The sequence below is a fragment of the Yoonia maritima genome (genome assembly GCF_003003285.1).
Lineage (GTDB): Bacteria > Pseudomonadota > Alphaproteobacteria > Rhodobacterales > Rhodobacteraceae > Yoonia > Yoonia maritima.
Genome location: NZ_PVTP01000004.1, coordinates 26,459 through 40,545, shown reverse-complemented (window position 1 = coordinate 40,545; position 14,087 = coordinate 26,459). Strand labels below are relative to the sequence as shown.

The following is a 14,087-nucleotide window of genomic DNA, read 5'->3' as shown; positions in this document are numbered from 1 at the left end:
GGAGGCCACCCATGGAAATGCCAGCACCAAACGCCAGCGTCCTGTCCCGAAAAGACCAGATTGTCAGCCGCTTACGGGCCGTTTTACACGATAATGCGGTAATTTCTGACGAGGCCGAGACCCGCGCGTATGAATGCGACGCCCTGACCGCATATCGCTGTCCGCCGCTCTGTGCTGTGCTGCCATCCAACACCGAAGAAGTCGCCGCAGTCTTGAAAATCTGCCACGAGATGGGCGTGCCTGTGGTCCCGCGCGGGTCCGGCACATCGCTGGCTGGCGGGGCGCTGCCCACCGCCGATTCAGTGATCCTTGGCGTGGCCAAGATGAGCGCTGTGATCGAAACCAACTATCCGGATCGCTATATCAAGGTCCAAACAGGTCGCACCAATCTGTCGGTTACTGGCGCGGTCGAAACCAATGGCTTTTTCTACGCGCCCGACCCGTCAAGCCAGCTCGCCTGTGCTATTGCGGGTAACATCGCGATGAATTCTGGCGGTGCGCATTGTTTGAAATACGGGGTGACGACCAACAACCTGCTGGGCGTCACCATGGTCATGATGGACGGTACGATTGTCGAAATCGGTGGCGCGCATCTGGATGCAGGCGGGTTGGACCTGCTGGGGGTGATCTGCGGCTCCGAAGGCCAGCTTGGCGTCGTGACCGAAGCAACCCTGCGCATCCTGCCCAAGCCCGAAGGCGCACGCCCAGTTCTGATGGGATACGACAGCAACGAAGTCGCGGGTCAGGTCGTTACCGACATTATCAAAGCCGGTGTTCTGCCCGTCGCAATCGAATTCATGGACCGTCCTTGTATCGAAGCAACCGAAGCGTTCGCCAAGGCAGGCTATCCCATGTGCGAAGCATTGCTGATCGTCGAGGTCGAAGGATCAGACGCAGAGATTGACGCGCAACTGGCCCTGATCATGGAGATCGCGGCAAAACATAACCCGGTCGAATTGCGCGAAGCAAAGTCCTCGGACGAGGCAGCCCGCATTTGGCTTGGCCGCAAGTCCGCGTTCGGCGCGATGGGCCAGATCAACGACTACATGTGTTTGGACGGCACCATCCCCGTGTCACAACTGCCCTATGTGCTGCGCCGCATTGGCGAGATGTCCGCTGAATACGGGCTGGGTGTCGGCAATGTGTTCCACGCGGGAGACGGCAACATGCATCCGCTGATCCTGTTCGATGCAAACAAGCCCGGCGATCTAGAACTCTGCGAGGCCTTTGGTGCCGATATCCTTAGACTATGTGTCGAGGTCGGCGGCTGTCTGACGGGCGAACATGGCGTGGGTATCGAAAAGCGTGACTTGATGACGGTGCAATATGATCCCGCCGATCTAGAGGCACAAATGGCGATCAAAGACGTGTTTGATCCGGCATGGTTGCTGAATGCCGCCAAAGTCTTTCCGCTTGCCAGCTCCGAAGCCCGGCGCGCTGCCTAAAAAATTCGAAAGACCTAGAAATGAAGCCTAACAGCGAACAAGACCTCGCCCAATTGATCACGGACGCCAATGGCCCGCTGCGTATCCAAGGTGGCGGCACTCGCAGCTATGGTCATGCCACAGGCGACGTTCTGGATATGAGTGCTATGTCCGGCATCACCCTATACGAACCCGGTGCGCTTACGATTGTCGCAAAAGCCGGAACGCCTCTATCTGAAATCAACGCAACACTTGCCGCCGAAAACCAGCGTCTTGCGTTTGAACCGATGGATCACCGTGCGCTGCTTGGCACGGCTGGGGAACCTACAATCGGTGGTGTTGTCGCTGCCAATGTATCAGGCCCGCGCCGTATCTCGGTTGGGGCCTGTCGTGATTTCTTGCTAGGCGTGCGCTTTATTGATGGATCAGGGAACATCATCAAAAACGGTGGCCGTGTGATGAAGAATGTCACTGGCTATGATTTGGTCAAGCTGTTGGCGGGGTCCTACGGCACATTAGGTGTGTTGACCGAAGTCTCATTCAAGGTCTTACCAAACGTAGCCAGCCAAACGACGCTGGTGCTGACTGGGTTGGACGATGCGCAGGCCGTGCATGCCATGTCCGCAGCACTTTCATCCCCGTATGAAGTAACAGGTGCGGCGCACGATCCATCCGCTGGCAAAACGCGCTTCAGGCTCGAAGGGTTCGTCGATTCCGTTGCATATCGGGCGAAAGAGCTGGTGCAGGTACTTGCCCCGTTTGGAACGCCGTCGGAGGAAGATACAGACTGGGCGGCAATTCGTGATGTAAGCGCCTTTGCAGACCAACCCGGAAACGTCTGGCAGATCAGCGTCAAGCCGTCTGATGCACCTGCGCTTGTAGCCCAGATGGGCGCAAAGGCGGTTCAGTACGACTGGGGCGGCGGATTGATTTGGGCACTAACCAATGGTGGCGACCTGCGCGCGAAACTGGGCGACTTAAAAGGCCACGCGACTTTGATCCGTGGCGTTGCCGATGTACCAACATTCCAGCCAGAACCCGCACCGCTCGCAGCGATCAGCACAGGACTGCGCAAGAAGTTTGACCCACGCAACATTTTGAACCGGGGGTTAATGGCCTAATGCAAACCCATTTCACACCAGAACAGCTAACCGATCCTGGTACTGCGCGCGCGAATGAAATCCTTCGGGCCTGTGTGCACTGCGGCTTTTGCACAGCCACCTGTCCAACCTATCAAGTGCTTGGCGATGAATTAGATAGCCCCCGTGGTCGGATTTATCTGATCAAGGACATGCTTGAGAATAATCGCAAGCCGGATAAGAAAACGGTCAAACACATCGACCGCTGTTTGTCTTGCCTTGCCTGTATGACGACCTGTCCGTCGGGCGTGCACTACATGCATCTTGTCGATCATGCCCGCGCATATATCGAAGAAAACTACGACCGCCCTTGGTCGGATCGTGCGCTACGCTGGGTGTTGGCACAGGTGCTTCCCTACCCTAACCGGTTCCGGCTGGCCTTACTGGGCGCGAAAATTATGCGTCCGTTTGTGCGGTTCCTACCTGATCCACGCCTACGTGCCATGATCGCGATGGCCCCAAAAATGATCCCGCCAGTAAGCCGCAATGATGATCCGCAGACATTTCCAGCGCAGGGGAAAAAGATGCGTGTCGCGCTGATGACAGGCTGTGCGCAAAAGGCGCTGAACACGGACATCAACGACGCAACCATTCGATTGCTAACGCGGTTGGGCGCAGAGGTGGTTGTTGCCGAAGGTGCAAGCTGTTGCGGTGCGCTGACCCACCACATGGGCAAAGAAAACGAAAGCCATGCAGCGGCGGCCAAAAACATTCGGGCATGGGTGCGCGAAATGGACAGAGGGCTGGATGCGATTGTCATCAATACATCGGGCTGCGGGACCACCGTCAAAGATTACGGGCATATGTTCCGCAACGATCCACTGGCCGAAGATGCCGCGCGCGTCAGTGCCATCGCGATGGATGTTTCCGAAGTGTTGATGAAGCTTGATCTGCCGATGGGTACCAGCAAAGAAACCAAGGTCGCCTATCACGCGGCTTGTTCATTGCAGCATGGCCAGCAGATCAAAACCTACCCCAAAGAGCTGTTGAAAAAGGCCGGATACACGGTCCTCGAACCTGCCGACAGCCATCTGTGCTGCGGATCGGCGGGAACATATAACCTTATGCAGCCTGAAATCTCCGGCCAGCTTAAGACGCGTAAAGTCGACACGCTTGAGGCGCTTTTGCCCGATATCATTGCAGCTGGGAACATAGGGTGCATGATGCAAATTGGTAGTGGAACAGATGTGCCCATTGTTCACACCGTCGAGCTACTTGATTGGGCGACCGGCGGCCCCAAACCGCCAGCACTGGACAGCGCTGGAAAATCTGACATCAAAGTCCCCATCCTGCGATGATGCCATATTCCTGCCGTAACTGTCGGCGAAGTTGGCGCAAAGAATAGGGACGACATGCGGCGACTTTTGACTTTTGCGGTTTGTTTGCTGGTATCTGCATTGCCAATGCAAGCCGAAGAAACCGAACTAGTAACACTGCAAACACGACAGGATAGCCAAGGCTGGGAGGCCGTTGGCAGATTGGACATTGCAGGCAAAGGATTTTGCACCGCCGCTCTCATCCGCGAAAGCCTGATCCTGACGGCTGCACATTGTTTGTACGACTCTGACGGTTCAATGATCGCCAGCGAACGGTTCCAGTTTCGGGCAGGTTTGCGTGACGGCCGGGCATCGGCCACGCGCGCAATCAATCGCGCGATCCCACACCCTGATTACCACAGCAACGGCGACGCCTTTGTTCCTTCAGAGGTGGCGATGGATATCGCGGTCCTTGAACTCGATCGTCCGATCCAAAGCACACGAATCCGCCCCTACCTGATCGCTGCGCGTCCACTGACGGGTGATGAGATCGGCGTCGTTTCATACGGTCGCGGACGTGAAGACGCACCTAGCCTGCAAGAAGTCTGCAGCGTACTTGGGCGGCAAACGGGCGTGATCGTCATGACTTGTGACGTCGATTTCGGTTCAAGCGGTTCGCCCGTGTTTACTATGCGCAACGGCGAAACCCGGATCGCTTCGGTCGTATCTGCAATGGCACAGATTGACGGCCAAAAGGTTTCACTGGGTACGTCGCTTGATGGGCCGCTATCAGAACTGATGGCGCATTTTTCTACAATCGGACCAGCACGTCCGGGCGGAACGCAGCGCCTGATCTCAATCGGTGAACGCAACAACACTGGCGCGAAATTCGTCAGCGTTAACTAACGGTCCTTAGCTGGGACTTGAAACCGCGAAACATCCACCCCAAATCAAATAGACCAAGGCGCCAATGATGGGTCTTGGAATATACCGCCTGTCCCGCTGGGAAGGCATCACAATTGTTATCGCTTGATAAAGGATGACCCGAAATGCGTAGTTTTGACCTAGCCCCCCTGTACCGAGCCACCGTTGGTTTTGACCAAATTGCCGATCTGATGGATCGCGCTCTTGCCAGTGACGTCGGCCAGAACAGTTACCCCCCTTACAACATTGAAAAGACTGCTGATGACGGCTGGCGTATTTCGATCGCTGTCGCTGGCTTCTCAGACGACGATCTTGCCATCGAAGTTAAGGATCGTTCGCTTCATGTGACCGCCCGCAAGGCCGAAGATGAAACCGAACGCAAATACCTGCATCGTGGCATCGCGACCCGCGCGTTTGAACGCCGGTTCCACCTTGCCGACCACGTACGCGTGACTGGTGCCAGCCATGAAAACGGTATGCTTCACATTGATCTGGTCCGCGAAGTCCCAGAGGCGCTAAAGCCGCGCCGTGTTGCGATCACCGCAGCTGGCAAAAAAGATGCCAACCTTGTTGATGCTAAATCCGTGAATTAAAATCAAACAATCCCGGTGTATCACGTGCACCGGGATTGACGTCTTTCATTCGCACGCATTGCCATTGGATCGCGGGAAAATTCGACGGCCTCGTCGATAATTCGAGCCCCCACTTAACCCACAGATAGAATTCACACGAATTCGTCGGCCCGCACAGCCGACCTGCATATAGCCATTAGCTCGGTGCAACGATGTGATCGTTAAGCCGGAAAGGTTAAAAAGGTGAGATACTACTCCCACTAACCCCATACATTTTTAAGCGGTATACCTTCACAAATTAATTCTGGGGCATAGCGCCCAGGGGGATAAATAACGAAGCAATCGTCTCTTTGTGCGACCTCCAAGGTTTTTTGGGGAACGGTATTATCTGGTGCATGCACGTATAATACATCGCAGCTTTTTCCAGGTGGTAATTGATACAATTCGAGATGAGGCTCAACTAATATATCCAACGTTTCCGTATCACTTTCATTTAAAATGTGTAATATTGGGACATCAAATTTCATATTTTTTTACCATAAGGCAGTCTCTTAACGCGATCATTATTTTATGGCGCATGTGAGAGTAGACATTAGACATAAAGAAAACTCCATTCAGTGTGCTTCGGCCCAGTTTGCGCCCTGCCCTGCATCCACCGACAATTTCACATCTAGCTTCACAGCCGGATCGCTCGCGTTTTCCATGATGTCGCGCGCGGTATCGATCAGTGCATCTGCGCTGCCTTCATCCACCTCAAAAATCAGTTCATCGTGCACCTGCAACAGCATCTTTGCTGGCAAGTCAGAAATAGCAGCGGGCATGCGGATCATCGCGCGGCGGATCACGTCTGCGGCTGTCCCTTGAATTGGTGCGTTGATCGCAGCACGTTTGGCAAACCCTGCGTGTGGACCTTTGGCGTTGATCTCGGGCGTGTTGATTTTGCGTCCGAACAGCGTTTGGACATATCCATGATCTTTCGCGAATGCGACCGTGTCATCCATGTATTTCCGGATACCGGGAAAGCGTTCGAAATAGCGGTCGATGAACCCTTGCGCCTCGGCCCGTGGAATGCGCAAGTTACGCGCAAGCCCAAAGCCTGAAATCCCGTAAATTACACCAAAGTTAATCGCTTTGGCCTGCCGCCGAATATCTGGTGTCATTTCATCCAATGGCACATCGAACATTTCAGAAGCGGTCATCGCGTGAATATCCACGCCATCACTGAACGCCTGCTTTAGCGCATCAATACCTGCGACGTGGGCCAGAATACGCAATTCGATCTGGCTATAATCGAGGCTCACAAGAACCTTACCCGGTTCGGCGACGAAGGCCTCTCGGATACGACGCCCTTCTTCTGAGCGGACAGGAATGTTCTGTAGGTTCGGGTCCGTCGATGCCAAACGCCCCGTGTTCGCGCCAGCGATAGAATACGACGTATGCACGCGCCCTGTGTCCGTGTTGATGTGTTCCTGCAAAGCGTCGGTGTAGGTGGATTTTAACTTTGACAGTTGCCGCCAATCCAAAATGCGGCGCGGAAGGTCATGGATCGTCGCAAGGTCTTCAAGCACATCTGCGCCCGTCGAATACGCGCCTGTCTTGCCTTTGGACGGTTTCTTACCATCGGGCATTTCTAGCCCCATTTCGTCGAACATGATCTCACCCAACTGTTTGGGTGATCCGACGTTGAACTTGCGCCCTGCCATTTCGTGGATTTCATGCTCTAGCCCCGCCATCTTTTGGGCAAAGGCGTTGGACATCCGCGACAGCGTATCGCGATCAACTTTGACGCCATGCATTTCCATCTGCGCCAGAACAGGCACCAACGGGCGCTCAAGCGTTTCATAGACGGTTGTCACGCGTTTTGCATGCAGCTGTGGCTTAAACTGCTGCCACAGGCGCAGCGTAATGTCGGCATCTTCCGCCGCGTATTTCACTGCGTCAGCAACTGGCACGCGGTCAAATGTGATAGCCGATTTACCCGTCCCCAGCAGAGGCTTTATCGGAATTGGCGTGTGTCCCAGATACCGATCAGAGAGCACATCCATGCCGTGATTATGAACACCTGCGTTCATCGCGTAGGACATCAGCATCGTGTCATCAATCGGGGCTACCGTAATATCCAGACGTTTGAAGATCTTAGAATCGTACTTCATATTCTGGCCGATCTTGATGATCGACGTATCCTCAAGCACGGGTTTCAGCATCGCGAGGCAGCGATCAAAATCCATCTGCCCTTCGGCAACATCATCCGACCCGAACAGATCGTCCGACGCAGCGGCCTTGTGCGCCAATGGAATATAGCAGGCCTGCCCGGCCTCAACACATAGTGAGACACCAACAAGATCGACGATCATTTCGTTCAGGCCAGTGGTTTCCGTGTCCACGGCCACATAACCACGCTCATAAATACGGTCGATCCAGACCTGTAAAGCGGCCTCGTCTGATACGCATTCATAGCTATCTGCATCAAACGGAACCGCCTCTGGCGCTGCAACTTCAGCAGCTTGGGGTGCTGTCTCAATCACCGGGGCTTCGGCCCCCAATTTGTCTGCTACACGCTTGACGATGGTGCGGAACTCCATGAGCGCGAGAAACCCCAGCAGCGTTTCCGGATCAGGGTCGCGTACTTCGAGACTGTCCAGATCGAACGGCAGTTCCATATCACAATCAAGCTGAACCAGTTTCTTTGACAATTCGATCTGCGAACGGTTATCGATCAGCGTTAGGCGGCGTTTGGGCTGCTTAATCTCGGTTGCGCGGTCCAATAGGCTTTCCAGATCGCCATATTCGTTGATCAGCAACGCAGCAGTCTTGATCCCAATTCCCGGCGCACCCGGCACGTTATCAACAGAATCACCAGCAAGCGCCTGCACGTCGACAACGCGTTCGGGACCAACACCAAATTTCTCGCGCACACCGTCATTGTCGATGCGCTTGTTCTTCATCGGGTCAAGCATCTCGACACCGCCGCCGACCAATTGCATCAGGTCTTTGTCTGACGAAACGATTGTCACACGCCCACCCGCATCGCGGGCCTGATGTGCGAGGGTTGCAATGATATCGTCGGCCTCAAATCCTTCGATCTCTTCGCAGGCGATATTAAAGGCGCGTGTCGCATCACGGGTCAGAGGCATCTGAGGGCGCAGATCCTCTGGCATTGCTTCGCGATTCGCCTTGTATTGATCATACATGTCGTTGCGAAACGTATGGCTACCTTTATCGAAAATGACGGCGACATGGGTCGCTGCGTCAGGGCCCGTGTTGCCTTCGATATAGCGTTGCAGCATATTCACAAAACCGCTGACAGCACCGACAGGCAATCCATCTGATTTACGCGTCAGCGGTGGTAGTGCGTGATACGCTCGGAAGATAAACGCCGATCCGTCGATCAGGTGTAAGTGACACCCTTTTCCAAATTGCTGCGCCATGTCATTCATTCCCTATTCGTATTTGTAAAAGGTTTTGCCATGTTCCGCCTGATCGTTCCAGTCGCCATCTGCTTTGCTTTCCCTGCTAACGCCCAATCGGGCACGAGTTGTGCGCTTACCGAAGACAACGACAACTGCAATCGTGTCGTCGCTTGTATCGGCACAGATGGGCTTTGGTTTAATGGTCGTGCATTTGGTCGGGGCACAGGCACCTTCACAGGTGCGATCAGCGACGGCGTTTCTTGCGACGGCACATAGATGTCACGCAATGCCTTTGGATTAGGTCAAGCCGATGTCACATGCGAAGATGGCATGCAGGGCAAAGTATTTTATACCTATCAAGACCCTTACACAGGAACAGCTGTCGGCCAAGGGGTCACCTCGGACGGTCGGTCAATCCGTATCTGGTCAGGGAATAACGTTCTCGCGTTCTTACGAGGAGACACCGGTCATCGCGTCGCTATGTTACCTTGCGACTCCGGCGCGATTCCAATGAGCTAAACCTTGCCCTCAAAATCCGCATGCACCAACTTTGCATCGCAATAAGGGCATTCGACGAAACCAACTTCGTGCGGAATCTGTAGCCAAACGCGCGGGTGGCCCAAGCCACCTTCGCCACCATCACAGGCAATACGCCAATCATTTACAATGCGGGTCTCTGGGGCGGGCGTGGTCATGATATCACCTGTTAGCTTGCCGCGGGGCGCTACCCGCCTTAGATCAGTGCTGATATACCGCAGCCGACGCGCAGGGGAAAGACCAGCATGACCGACAACGCAATAGAAATTTCCGGGCTTAAGAAAACCTACGCTGCCACAGGGCGCAGCCCAGCAAAAGAAGCGTTGAAAGGCATTGATCTGAACATCCCGCGTGGGTCCATCTTTGGACTTCTGGGGCCAAACGGCGCAGGAAAATCTACACTTATCAACATATTGGCGGGTCTTGTGGTCAAGACCGAAGGATCAGTGAAAATCTGGGGATTCGACCAAGACACTAATCCACGCCAGTCACGTGCATCTATCGGAATTATGCCGCAAGAACCGCACCTTGACCCATTTTTCACCCCAGCCGGGTCGCTTGATGTGCAGGCCGGGCTTTATGGCGTGCCCAAAGCCCAACGTAAAACAGCCGAGATTCTTGAACTGATCGGCCTCACCGATAAAGCCGACGCCTATGCGCGTTCCCTATCGGGCGGGATGCGGCGCAGGTTATTGCTGGGCAAAGCGCTGGTGCATTCGCCGCAAATCTTGGTGCTGGATGAACCCACCGCGGGCGTCGATATTGAGCTGCGCAATATGCTCTGGCAAAACGTGCGCAAACTCAACGACGAAGGGATGACGATCATCTTGACCACGCACTACCTCGAAGAAGCCGAGGCCATGTGCGACGATATCGCCATCATCAACCATGGTGAGGTAATCGTGCGCGACAGCACGGCGAACCTGCTCGGCCAGCTCGACAGCAAAACGCTGGTCATAACCCCAGATACACCAGCGAATTTACCTGACCTCCCTAACACGATCACGGGACAAAAGCTCGACAATGGATCGCTAACCTTCACCTACCAAAGCACGACAACCCCAGCAGACGACGTGCTGAACATTGTCCGCAATGCTGGCATCACAATCAAAGACGTAAAAACACAACAGGCCGATCTTGAGGATGTATTTCTATCACTCACATCAGCAAAGTAGTGCAGGCAAAGATCAAATTTAGCTAAATTTGATCGCGCTCTCGTCAGTCAGCCAACATGCGGCCAAGCTGCTTACCGCCTATGATGTGCATGTGGTAATGCGGGACATCTTGAACACCGTGAGCCCGCGTGTTCGATATCCCGCGAAAGCCCTGCTCTACCCCAACAAGGTCACATACAGCTGCAATAGCACCAAAAAAACCGGCTTGTTCTTCAGCTGAGCCATCACGCGCGAAATGATCAAGGCTCATATAGGGACCTTTGGGGATCACCAATACGTGCACCGGAGCCTGTGGCTGGATATCGTGAAACGCCAGTGCATGATCGTTCTCAAACACGGTTTTGTTCGGAATTTCTCCGCGCAAGATTTTAGCAAAAATGTTCTGGTCGTCGTAAGCGTATTCCATAAGTGTCCTCAATCAACAAAAAGATGGGGAGTTTCAGCCAAGTCGCGCGCCAAATCAGCGTTGATGCTTAGAAAGCTAGCAATCGCAGCAGCGTTTTCATCAATGCTCGCGTTTTCACGTATCCTGAGAGCCCCCGAAAAGGAAGCGTCCCGCATACTGTCGCGCTCATAGGCAATATCGTTACGAATCGTAGGAAGTAGGCGTGAAATCATCGCCTCACTTGCATCTGCCCCAACAAGCCCTACACGTTTAGCATGCCCCGTTAGGTAAGCATCGTCAAAGATACACTCGATCTCAAGCAACCGTACGGTCGCGCGATCAGCGAAGAAATCACGCATCAGCTCAAGATCAGCAGTATCAAGGCAGATGACCAATCGATCGCTTTGGTAATGATCAAACAGCATACGCAAGAACGCACGCCGATGTCGGCCGCGCTTTGCTAGGCTTGCTTCAATACCTCCTAGATCGGGCAACGGCGTGTCTTCTTCGTTAAAAAGATACTCGACGGTCGGAATATCCGTATGATCATGAATCCCAGCAACAAGACGCTTAGCGACATGCCATTTCTTACAAGCAATAATAAGCAGCTCGCGGCTACGCCCCAACGTCGTTTCACTTTCCCAAAAGCGCGGTGCAAAACGGCGTCCGATCCGCCCACGTCCCGTCAAAAAACCAAACAGATTTCGCCCTTCGTCCGAGATGACAAAGTCGGTTCTTTCACTCACGTACAATACCCCAAGATCATCGCGAAGATCCTGTGCTTCAGCACTAATTTTGCGTGCGAACAATCCGTCTTGACCAAGCAACAGGTCGTAGTGATCGTTATAAAACGTCACCGGCATTCCGTAATCAGTGAACATCAAAAACGTTAGCGTCCGATTTTCAATTTCACGCCCGGGTACCAAATGGCGAACTAAAGTTTGAAAAAATGTCTCGTCGGGAATCCATGTGGTGCGAAAAAAACGCATAACGTCTCTTCGCTCTTTCACGAACTCGAGTAACGCTTCGATTGTGCGACGACGTAAACACCACCACTGGCTACCAATCATAACTTGGATATCGGCAGGGATTTTGCGCGTCACTCCGAACTTCTGTTGAAGGCCAAGTGACGTATAGAATCGCCACTTCTGGGTCCGTTCATTAAAGAAATGCCGGTAAATCAAACGTTCTTCGCGAAACCCTGTCTTGATCCAGTTACTATCAAAGAAGTCATAGCTTTCAATAAAATCGCAGTCATGACTATCAAGAAACTGATGCGCATAAGTTGCAGATTTTATTGGCATGCAGTCACCGGAGACCATGTAAAAATGGCTCGCGCGTGGGAACGCATCTACGGCGGCTTCGATAGCGCAAAGCGTCGCTTGAACAAGGCTCCATTCGCCCCATCCGCATTTGACGCGCCGCCTGGCAAAGGTCACGTTTGGATTATCCGATAGCCCTTCTGTGATCGCCGCATAGTCTTGGGCGTCAGCGGACGCGTCAAAATGAATTGCTATAAAATCGCCTGCAGCAGTCAATTGTTCAGCCTGCTGAACAATCGCGCTCGGGTTCTTGTGGCATAGAAGGATAAAGGCGATTCTAGCCATGTGTTGTAGGTGACCTCTGCATCCAGAATGACAGTTTAAAGCTTATTAGCGTGAACAGTCATTGAATAAACAGTGTTTCTTTGCTCTTAAAGAGAAAATGACCGCGACGTTTCGCAAAAGGAGATCCCCATTGCCCAGCTTTCCCGGAACCTGGATGACCACCAGCGAAAGCGTTGTTTACCGTGTGGTCCCGAAATGCGCGTGTTCAACCATTGGTCAGATCATGTATTACTCGGATCATGGTGCGTTCTTTGATGGGGATATCCACGACGCCAAGTCAGGCATGCACAAATGGGCGCTCGACGACAGCCAAGGACCCATTTCAAATAACGTTGCACAGCACAAAAGCTATGCATTCACCTGTGTGCGCAATCCATACACACGTATCCTATCGTCGTTTTTTGACAAAATATGCGGCATCCAGCGAAATGGAAAATACTACCGCGGGAACCTTGTTCCTCTGCTAACCCAAAAATATGGAATCGAAGTAGGCAGCCCAGACACAGGATTTGAATTTGATCAGATCAAAAGCTTTCGCCGTTTTTTACTATTTGCGCGTGATAGCATCCGGTGGCGCCGTCCGATGGAGCCAGACATTCACTGGTCTGCTATGTCAGGTCATATTTCGACCTACATCGTGAACGGTGGCCGGTACGATAATATTTTTTGGACTGAAAAATTCAACGATGGGATGCAGCAGGTCTTAGACGGCATCGAAACACCCCATGCAATCGACCTGAAAACGATTCCGCGCTTCAATGAAAGCGAAGGCCACGGCCCGAAACGCATGCACCCGGTCGAAGACTATTTCGACGATCTATCGATGCATCTGATCTACGAGATGTACAAAAAGGACTTTCGCATATTTAAATATGACTTCGAAAATCCTTCGAATAAAATGCCCATCGGCGAAATTAACCTCGACGAAGTCCACGCAAAATTGGGTCAATAACCCCTGAAAGTCTGCACTTTCGCCGCGAGTTGCAAAACCCGACTGCGCTGTTGCCACTTCATAGAGGTCCGATAACCAAAGGAAAAATTGGCCCCTGTCCATGAACTCGGGCCAACATAAGTTTCATGTAGCGTGTTCAAAATTTAGCTTGCGCTACCCAGTTGGGACACGACTTCGCCCGATACTTCTTCGCCGCCGGAAAGCGATGTCGCAATAGTTTGAACGGCTGCAATCTGCTGCTGAACCTGAGCAGACGTCCCGACGAACCCGACTTCTGGATCAGCGGCAACAGCTACAGCGCTTGCGAGTTGCGCACGCACGGCCGGTGGAGCAGCACGCGACACAGCTATCAGTGTCGAGACAACTGCACCAATATTCTGGTTGATCACCGAAGGCGGCAATCCGGAAGCCCGGATCGTCTGCATTGCAGCAGCCGTCAATGCAGCGCAATCGCCGGGCACAGCTGAGCAACCTGCACTAAGATCAGAAAGAACGGCGTTTAGGTCGAATTCTTGCGCCTGAGCGCCGGAAGCAAACAGAGTTGAGAGTGAAAGTGTTAAAGCTGCAATAATTTTCTTCATGGCGAAACCTTTTTAGGAATGCGACATATTTTAGAATATTAAATCGCAAACACAAATGAACTAGATCAGTAATTAGTTAACGTAATACCATCAAACCAAGTAACATTAAATAAAATAATCAATAA

The 14,087-nt window shown here is 53.0% G+C and carries 15 protein-coding genes; 9 read left to right on the top strand and 6 right to left on the bottom strand.

Features of this window, described 5'->3' with window-relative positions:
• The first annotated feature begins 11 nt into the window (after nucleotides 1-11).
• From CLV80_RS06820 to CLV80_RS06800, 5 genes are all read left to right on the top strand, one after another.
• Nucleotides 12-1,445 (top strand): FAD-linked oxidase C-terminal domain-containing protein, encoded by a 1,434-nt coding sequence (locus CLV80_RS06820; protein WP_106356254.1) that lies wholly within the window; start codon nucleotides 12-14, stop codon nucleotides 1,443-1,445.
• A gap of 20 nt (nucleotides 1,446-1,465) precedes the next feature.
• The gene (locus CLV80_RS06815) at nucleotides 1,466-2,545 is read left to right on the top strand and encodes an FAD-binding protein (protein ID WP_106356252.1); all 1,080 of its coding nucleotides are present in this window, start codon (nucleotides 1,466-1,468) and stop codon (nucleotides 2,543-2,545) included.
• Nucleotides 2,545-3,861 (top strand): glycolate oxidase subunit GlcF, encoded by a 1,317-nt coding sequence (gene glcF / locus CLV80_RS06810; RefSeq protein ID WP_106356249.1) that lies wholly within the window; start codon nucleotides 2,545-2,547, stop codon nucleotides 3,859-3,861. The genes CLV80_RS06815 and glcF overlap by 1 nt, the downstream gene beginning before the upstream one ends.
• A 54-nt stretch (nucleotides 3,862-3,915) precedes the next feature.
• Nucleotides 3,916-4,725 carry a trypsin-like serine peptidase gene (locus tag CLV80_RS06805; protein ID WP_106356247.1) on the top strand — a complete coding sequence of 270 codons (810 nt, stop codon included), beginning with the start codon at nucleotides 3,916-3,918 and terminating at the stop codon, nucleotides 4,723-4,725.
• Nucleotides 4,726-4,868: 143 nt separating this feature from the next.
• Nucleotides 4,869-5,336, top strand: a complete 468-nt coding sequence (locus CLV80_RS06800; RefSeq protein ID WP_106356244.1) for an Hsp20 family protein — start codon at nucleotides 4,869-4,871, stop codon at nucleotides 5,334-5,336.
• A 239-nt stretch (nucleotides 5,337-5,575) separates the two neighbouring features.
• Here the strand turns inward: CLV80_RS06800 and CLV80_RS18295 are convergent, their stop codons facing one another.
• Nucleotides 5,576-5,842 (bottom strand): hypothetical protein, encoded by a 267-nt coding sequence (locus tag CLV80_RS18295; protein WP_133169762.1) that lies wholly within the window; start codon nucleotides 5,840-5,842, stop codon nucleotides 5,576-5,578.
• 87 nt (nucleotides 5,843-5,929) lie between these two features.
• Nucleotides 5,930-8,743, bottom strand: coding sequence for a DNA polymerase I (gene polA / locus CLV80_RS06795; protein ID WP_106356241.1), 2,814 nt, complete (start codon nucleotides 8,741-8,743; stop codon nucleotides 5,930-5,932).
• Between the two features lie 39 nt (nucleotides 8,744-8,782).
• Between polA and CLV80_RS06790 the strand changes: the two genes are divergently transcribed.
• On the top strand, nucleotides 8,783-9,001 hold the full coding sequence (locus tag CLV80_RS06790; protein ID WP_106356240.1) for a hypothetical protein: 219 nt from the start codon (nucleotides 8,783-8,785) through the stop codon (nucleotides 8,999-9,001).
• Complete coding sequence (locus tag CLV80_RS06785) at nucleotides 9,002-9,244, top strand: hypothetical protein (RefSeq protein ID WP_106356238.1); 243 nt, start codon at nucleotides 9,002-9,004, stop codon at nucleotides 9,242-9,244. It abuts the gene before it with no gap.
• Here the strand turns inward: CLV80_RS06785 and CLV80_RS06780 are convergent.
• The gene (locus tag CLV80_RS06780; protein WP_106356235.1) at nucleotides 9,241-9,420 is read right to left on the bottom strand and encodes a zinc-finger domain-containing protein; all 180 of its coding nucleotides are present in this window, start codon (nucleotides 9,418-9,420) and stop codon (nucleotides 9,241-9,243) included. The two genes, CLV80_RS06785 and CLV80_RS06780, sit on opposite strands and share 4 nt — an antisense overlap.
• An 87-nt stretch (nucleotides 9,421-9,507) precedes the next feature.
• On the opposite strand from CLV80_RS06780, the gene CLV80_RS06775 reads away from it, so the two are divergent.
• On the top strand, nucleotides 9,508-10,437 hold the full coding sequence (locus tag CLV80_RS06775) for an ABC transporter ATP-binding protein (RefSeq protein WP_106356233.1): 930 nt from the start codon (nucleotides 9,508-9,510) through the stop codon (nucleotides 10,435-10,437).
• A 43-nt stretch (nucleotides 10,438-10,480) separates the two neighbouring features.
• On the opposite strand, the gene CLV80_RS06770 is transcribed toward CLV80_RS06775, so the two are convergent.
• Together CLV80_RS06770 and CLV80_RS06765 are read right to left on the bottom strand one after the other, a co-directional pair.
• Nucleotides 10,481-10,843: an HIT domain-containing protein gene (locus tag CLV80_RS06770; protein ID WP_106356230.1), complete on the bottom strand. Its 363-nt coding sequence runs from the start codon at nucleotides 10,841-10,843 to the stop codon at nucleotides 10,481-10,483.
• Between the two features lie 8 nt (nucleotides 10,844-10,851).
• Complete coding sequence (locus CLV80_RS06765; protein ID WP_106356228.1) at nucleotides 10,852-12,429, bottom strand: DUF5928 domain-containing protein; 1,578 nt, start codon at nucleotides 12,427-12,429, stop codon at nucleotides 10,852-10,854.
• A gap of 154 nt (nucleotides 12,430-12,583) precedes the next feature.
• Between CLV80_RS06765 and CLV80_RS06760 the strand changes: the two genes are divergently transcribed.
• Nucleotides 12,584-13,381: a sulfotransferase family protein gene (locus CLV80_RS06760; protein ID WP_207766529.1), complete on the top strand. Its 798-nt coding sequence runs from the start codon at nucleotides 12,584-12,586 to the stop codon at nucleotides 13,379-13,381.
• 143 nt (nucleotides 13,382-13,524) lie between these two features.
• Here the strand turns inward: CLV80_RS06760 and CLV80_RS06755 are convergent, their stop codons facing one another.
• On the bottom strand, nucleotides 13,525-13,962 hold the full coding sequence (locus tag CLV80_RS06755; protein ID WP_106356224.1) for a hypothetical protein: 438 nt from the start codon (nucleotides 13,960-13,962) through the stop codon (nucleotides 13,525-13,527).
• Nucleotides 13,963-14,087 lie beyond the last annotated feature (125 nt).

What these genes read in the sequence shown, in the direction of transcription:
- CLV80_RS06820 (WP_106356254.1), top strand. Translation starts at nt 12, where the DNA reads ATGGAAATGCCAGCACCAAACGCCAGCGTCCTGTCCCGAAAAGACCAG.
- CLV80_RS06815 (WP_106356252.1), top strand. Translation starts at nt 1,466, where the DNA reads ATGAAGCCTAACAGCGAACAAGACCTCGCCCAATTGATCACGGACGCC.
- glcF (WP_106356249.1), top strand. Translation starts at nt 2,545, where the DNA reads ATGCAAACCCATTTCACACCAGAACAGCTAACCGATCCTGGTACTGCG.
- CLV80_RS06805 (WP_106356247.1), top strand. Translation starts at nt 3,916, where the DNA reads ATGCGGCGACTTTTGACTTTTGCGGTTTGTTTGCTGGTATCTGCATTG.
- CLV80_RS06800 (WP_106356244.1), top strand. Translation starts at nt 4,869, where the DNA reads ATGCGTAGTTTTGACCTAGCCCCCCTGTACCGAGCCACCGTTGGTTTT.
- CLV80_RS18295 (WP_133169762.1), bottom strand. Translation starts at nt 5,842, where the DNA reads ATGAAATTTGATGTCCCAATATTACACATTTTAAATGAAAGTGATACG.
- polA (WP_106356241.1), bottom strand. Translation starts at nt 8,743, where the DNA reads ATGGCGCAGCAATTTGGAAAAGGGTGTCACTTACACCTGATCGACGGA.
- CLV80_RS06790 (WP_106356240.1), top strand. Translation starts at nt 8,783, where the DNA reads ATGTTCCGCCTGATCGTTCCAGTCGCCATCTGCTTTGCTTTCCCTGCT.
- CLV80_RS06785 (WP_106356238.1), top strand. Translation starts at nt 9,002, where the DNA reads ATGTCACGCAATGCCTTTGGATTAGGTCAAGCCGATGTCACATGCGAA.
- CLV80_RS06780 (WP_106356235.1), bottom strand. Translation starts at nt 9,420, where the DNA reads ATGACCACGCCCGCCCCAGAGACCCGCATTGTAAATGATTGGCGTATT.
- CLV80_RS06775 (WP_106356233.1), top strand. Translation starts at nt 9,508, where the DNA reads ATGACCGACAACGCAATAGAAATTTCCGGGCTTAAGAAAACCTACGCT.
- CLV80_RS06770 (WP_106356230.1), bottom strand. Translation starts at nt 10,843, where the DNA reads ATGGAATACGCTTACGACGACCAGAACATTTTTGCTAAAATCTTGCGC.
- CLV80_RS06765 (WP_106356228.1), bottom strand. Translation starts at nt 12,429, where the DNA reads ATGGCTAGAATCGCCTTTATCCTTCTATGCCACAAGAACCCGAGCGCG.
- CLV80_RS06760 (WP_207766529.1), top strand. Translation starts at nt 12,584, where the DNA reads ATGACCACCAGCGAAAGCGTTGTTTACCGTGTGGTCCCGAAATGCGCG.
- CLV80_RS06755 (WP_106356224.1), bottom strand. Translation starts at nt 13,962, where the DNA reads ATGAAGAAAATTATTGCAGCTTTAACACTTTCACTCTCAACTCTGTTT.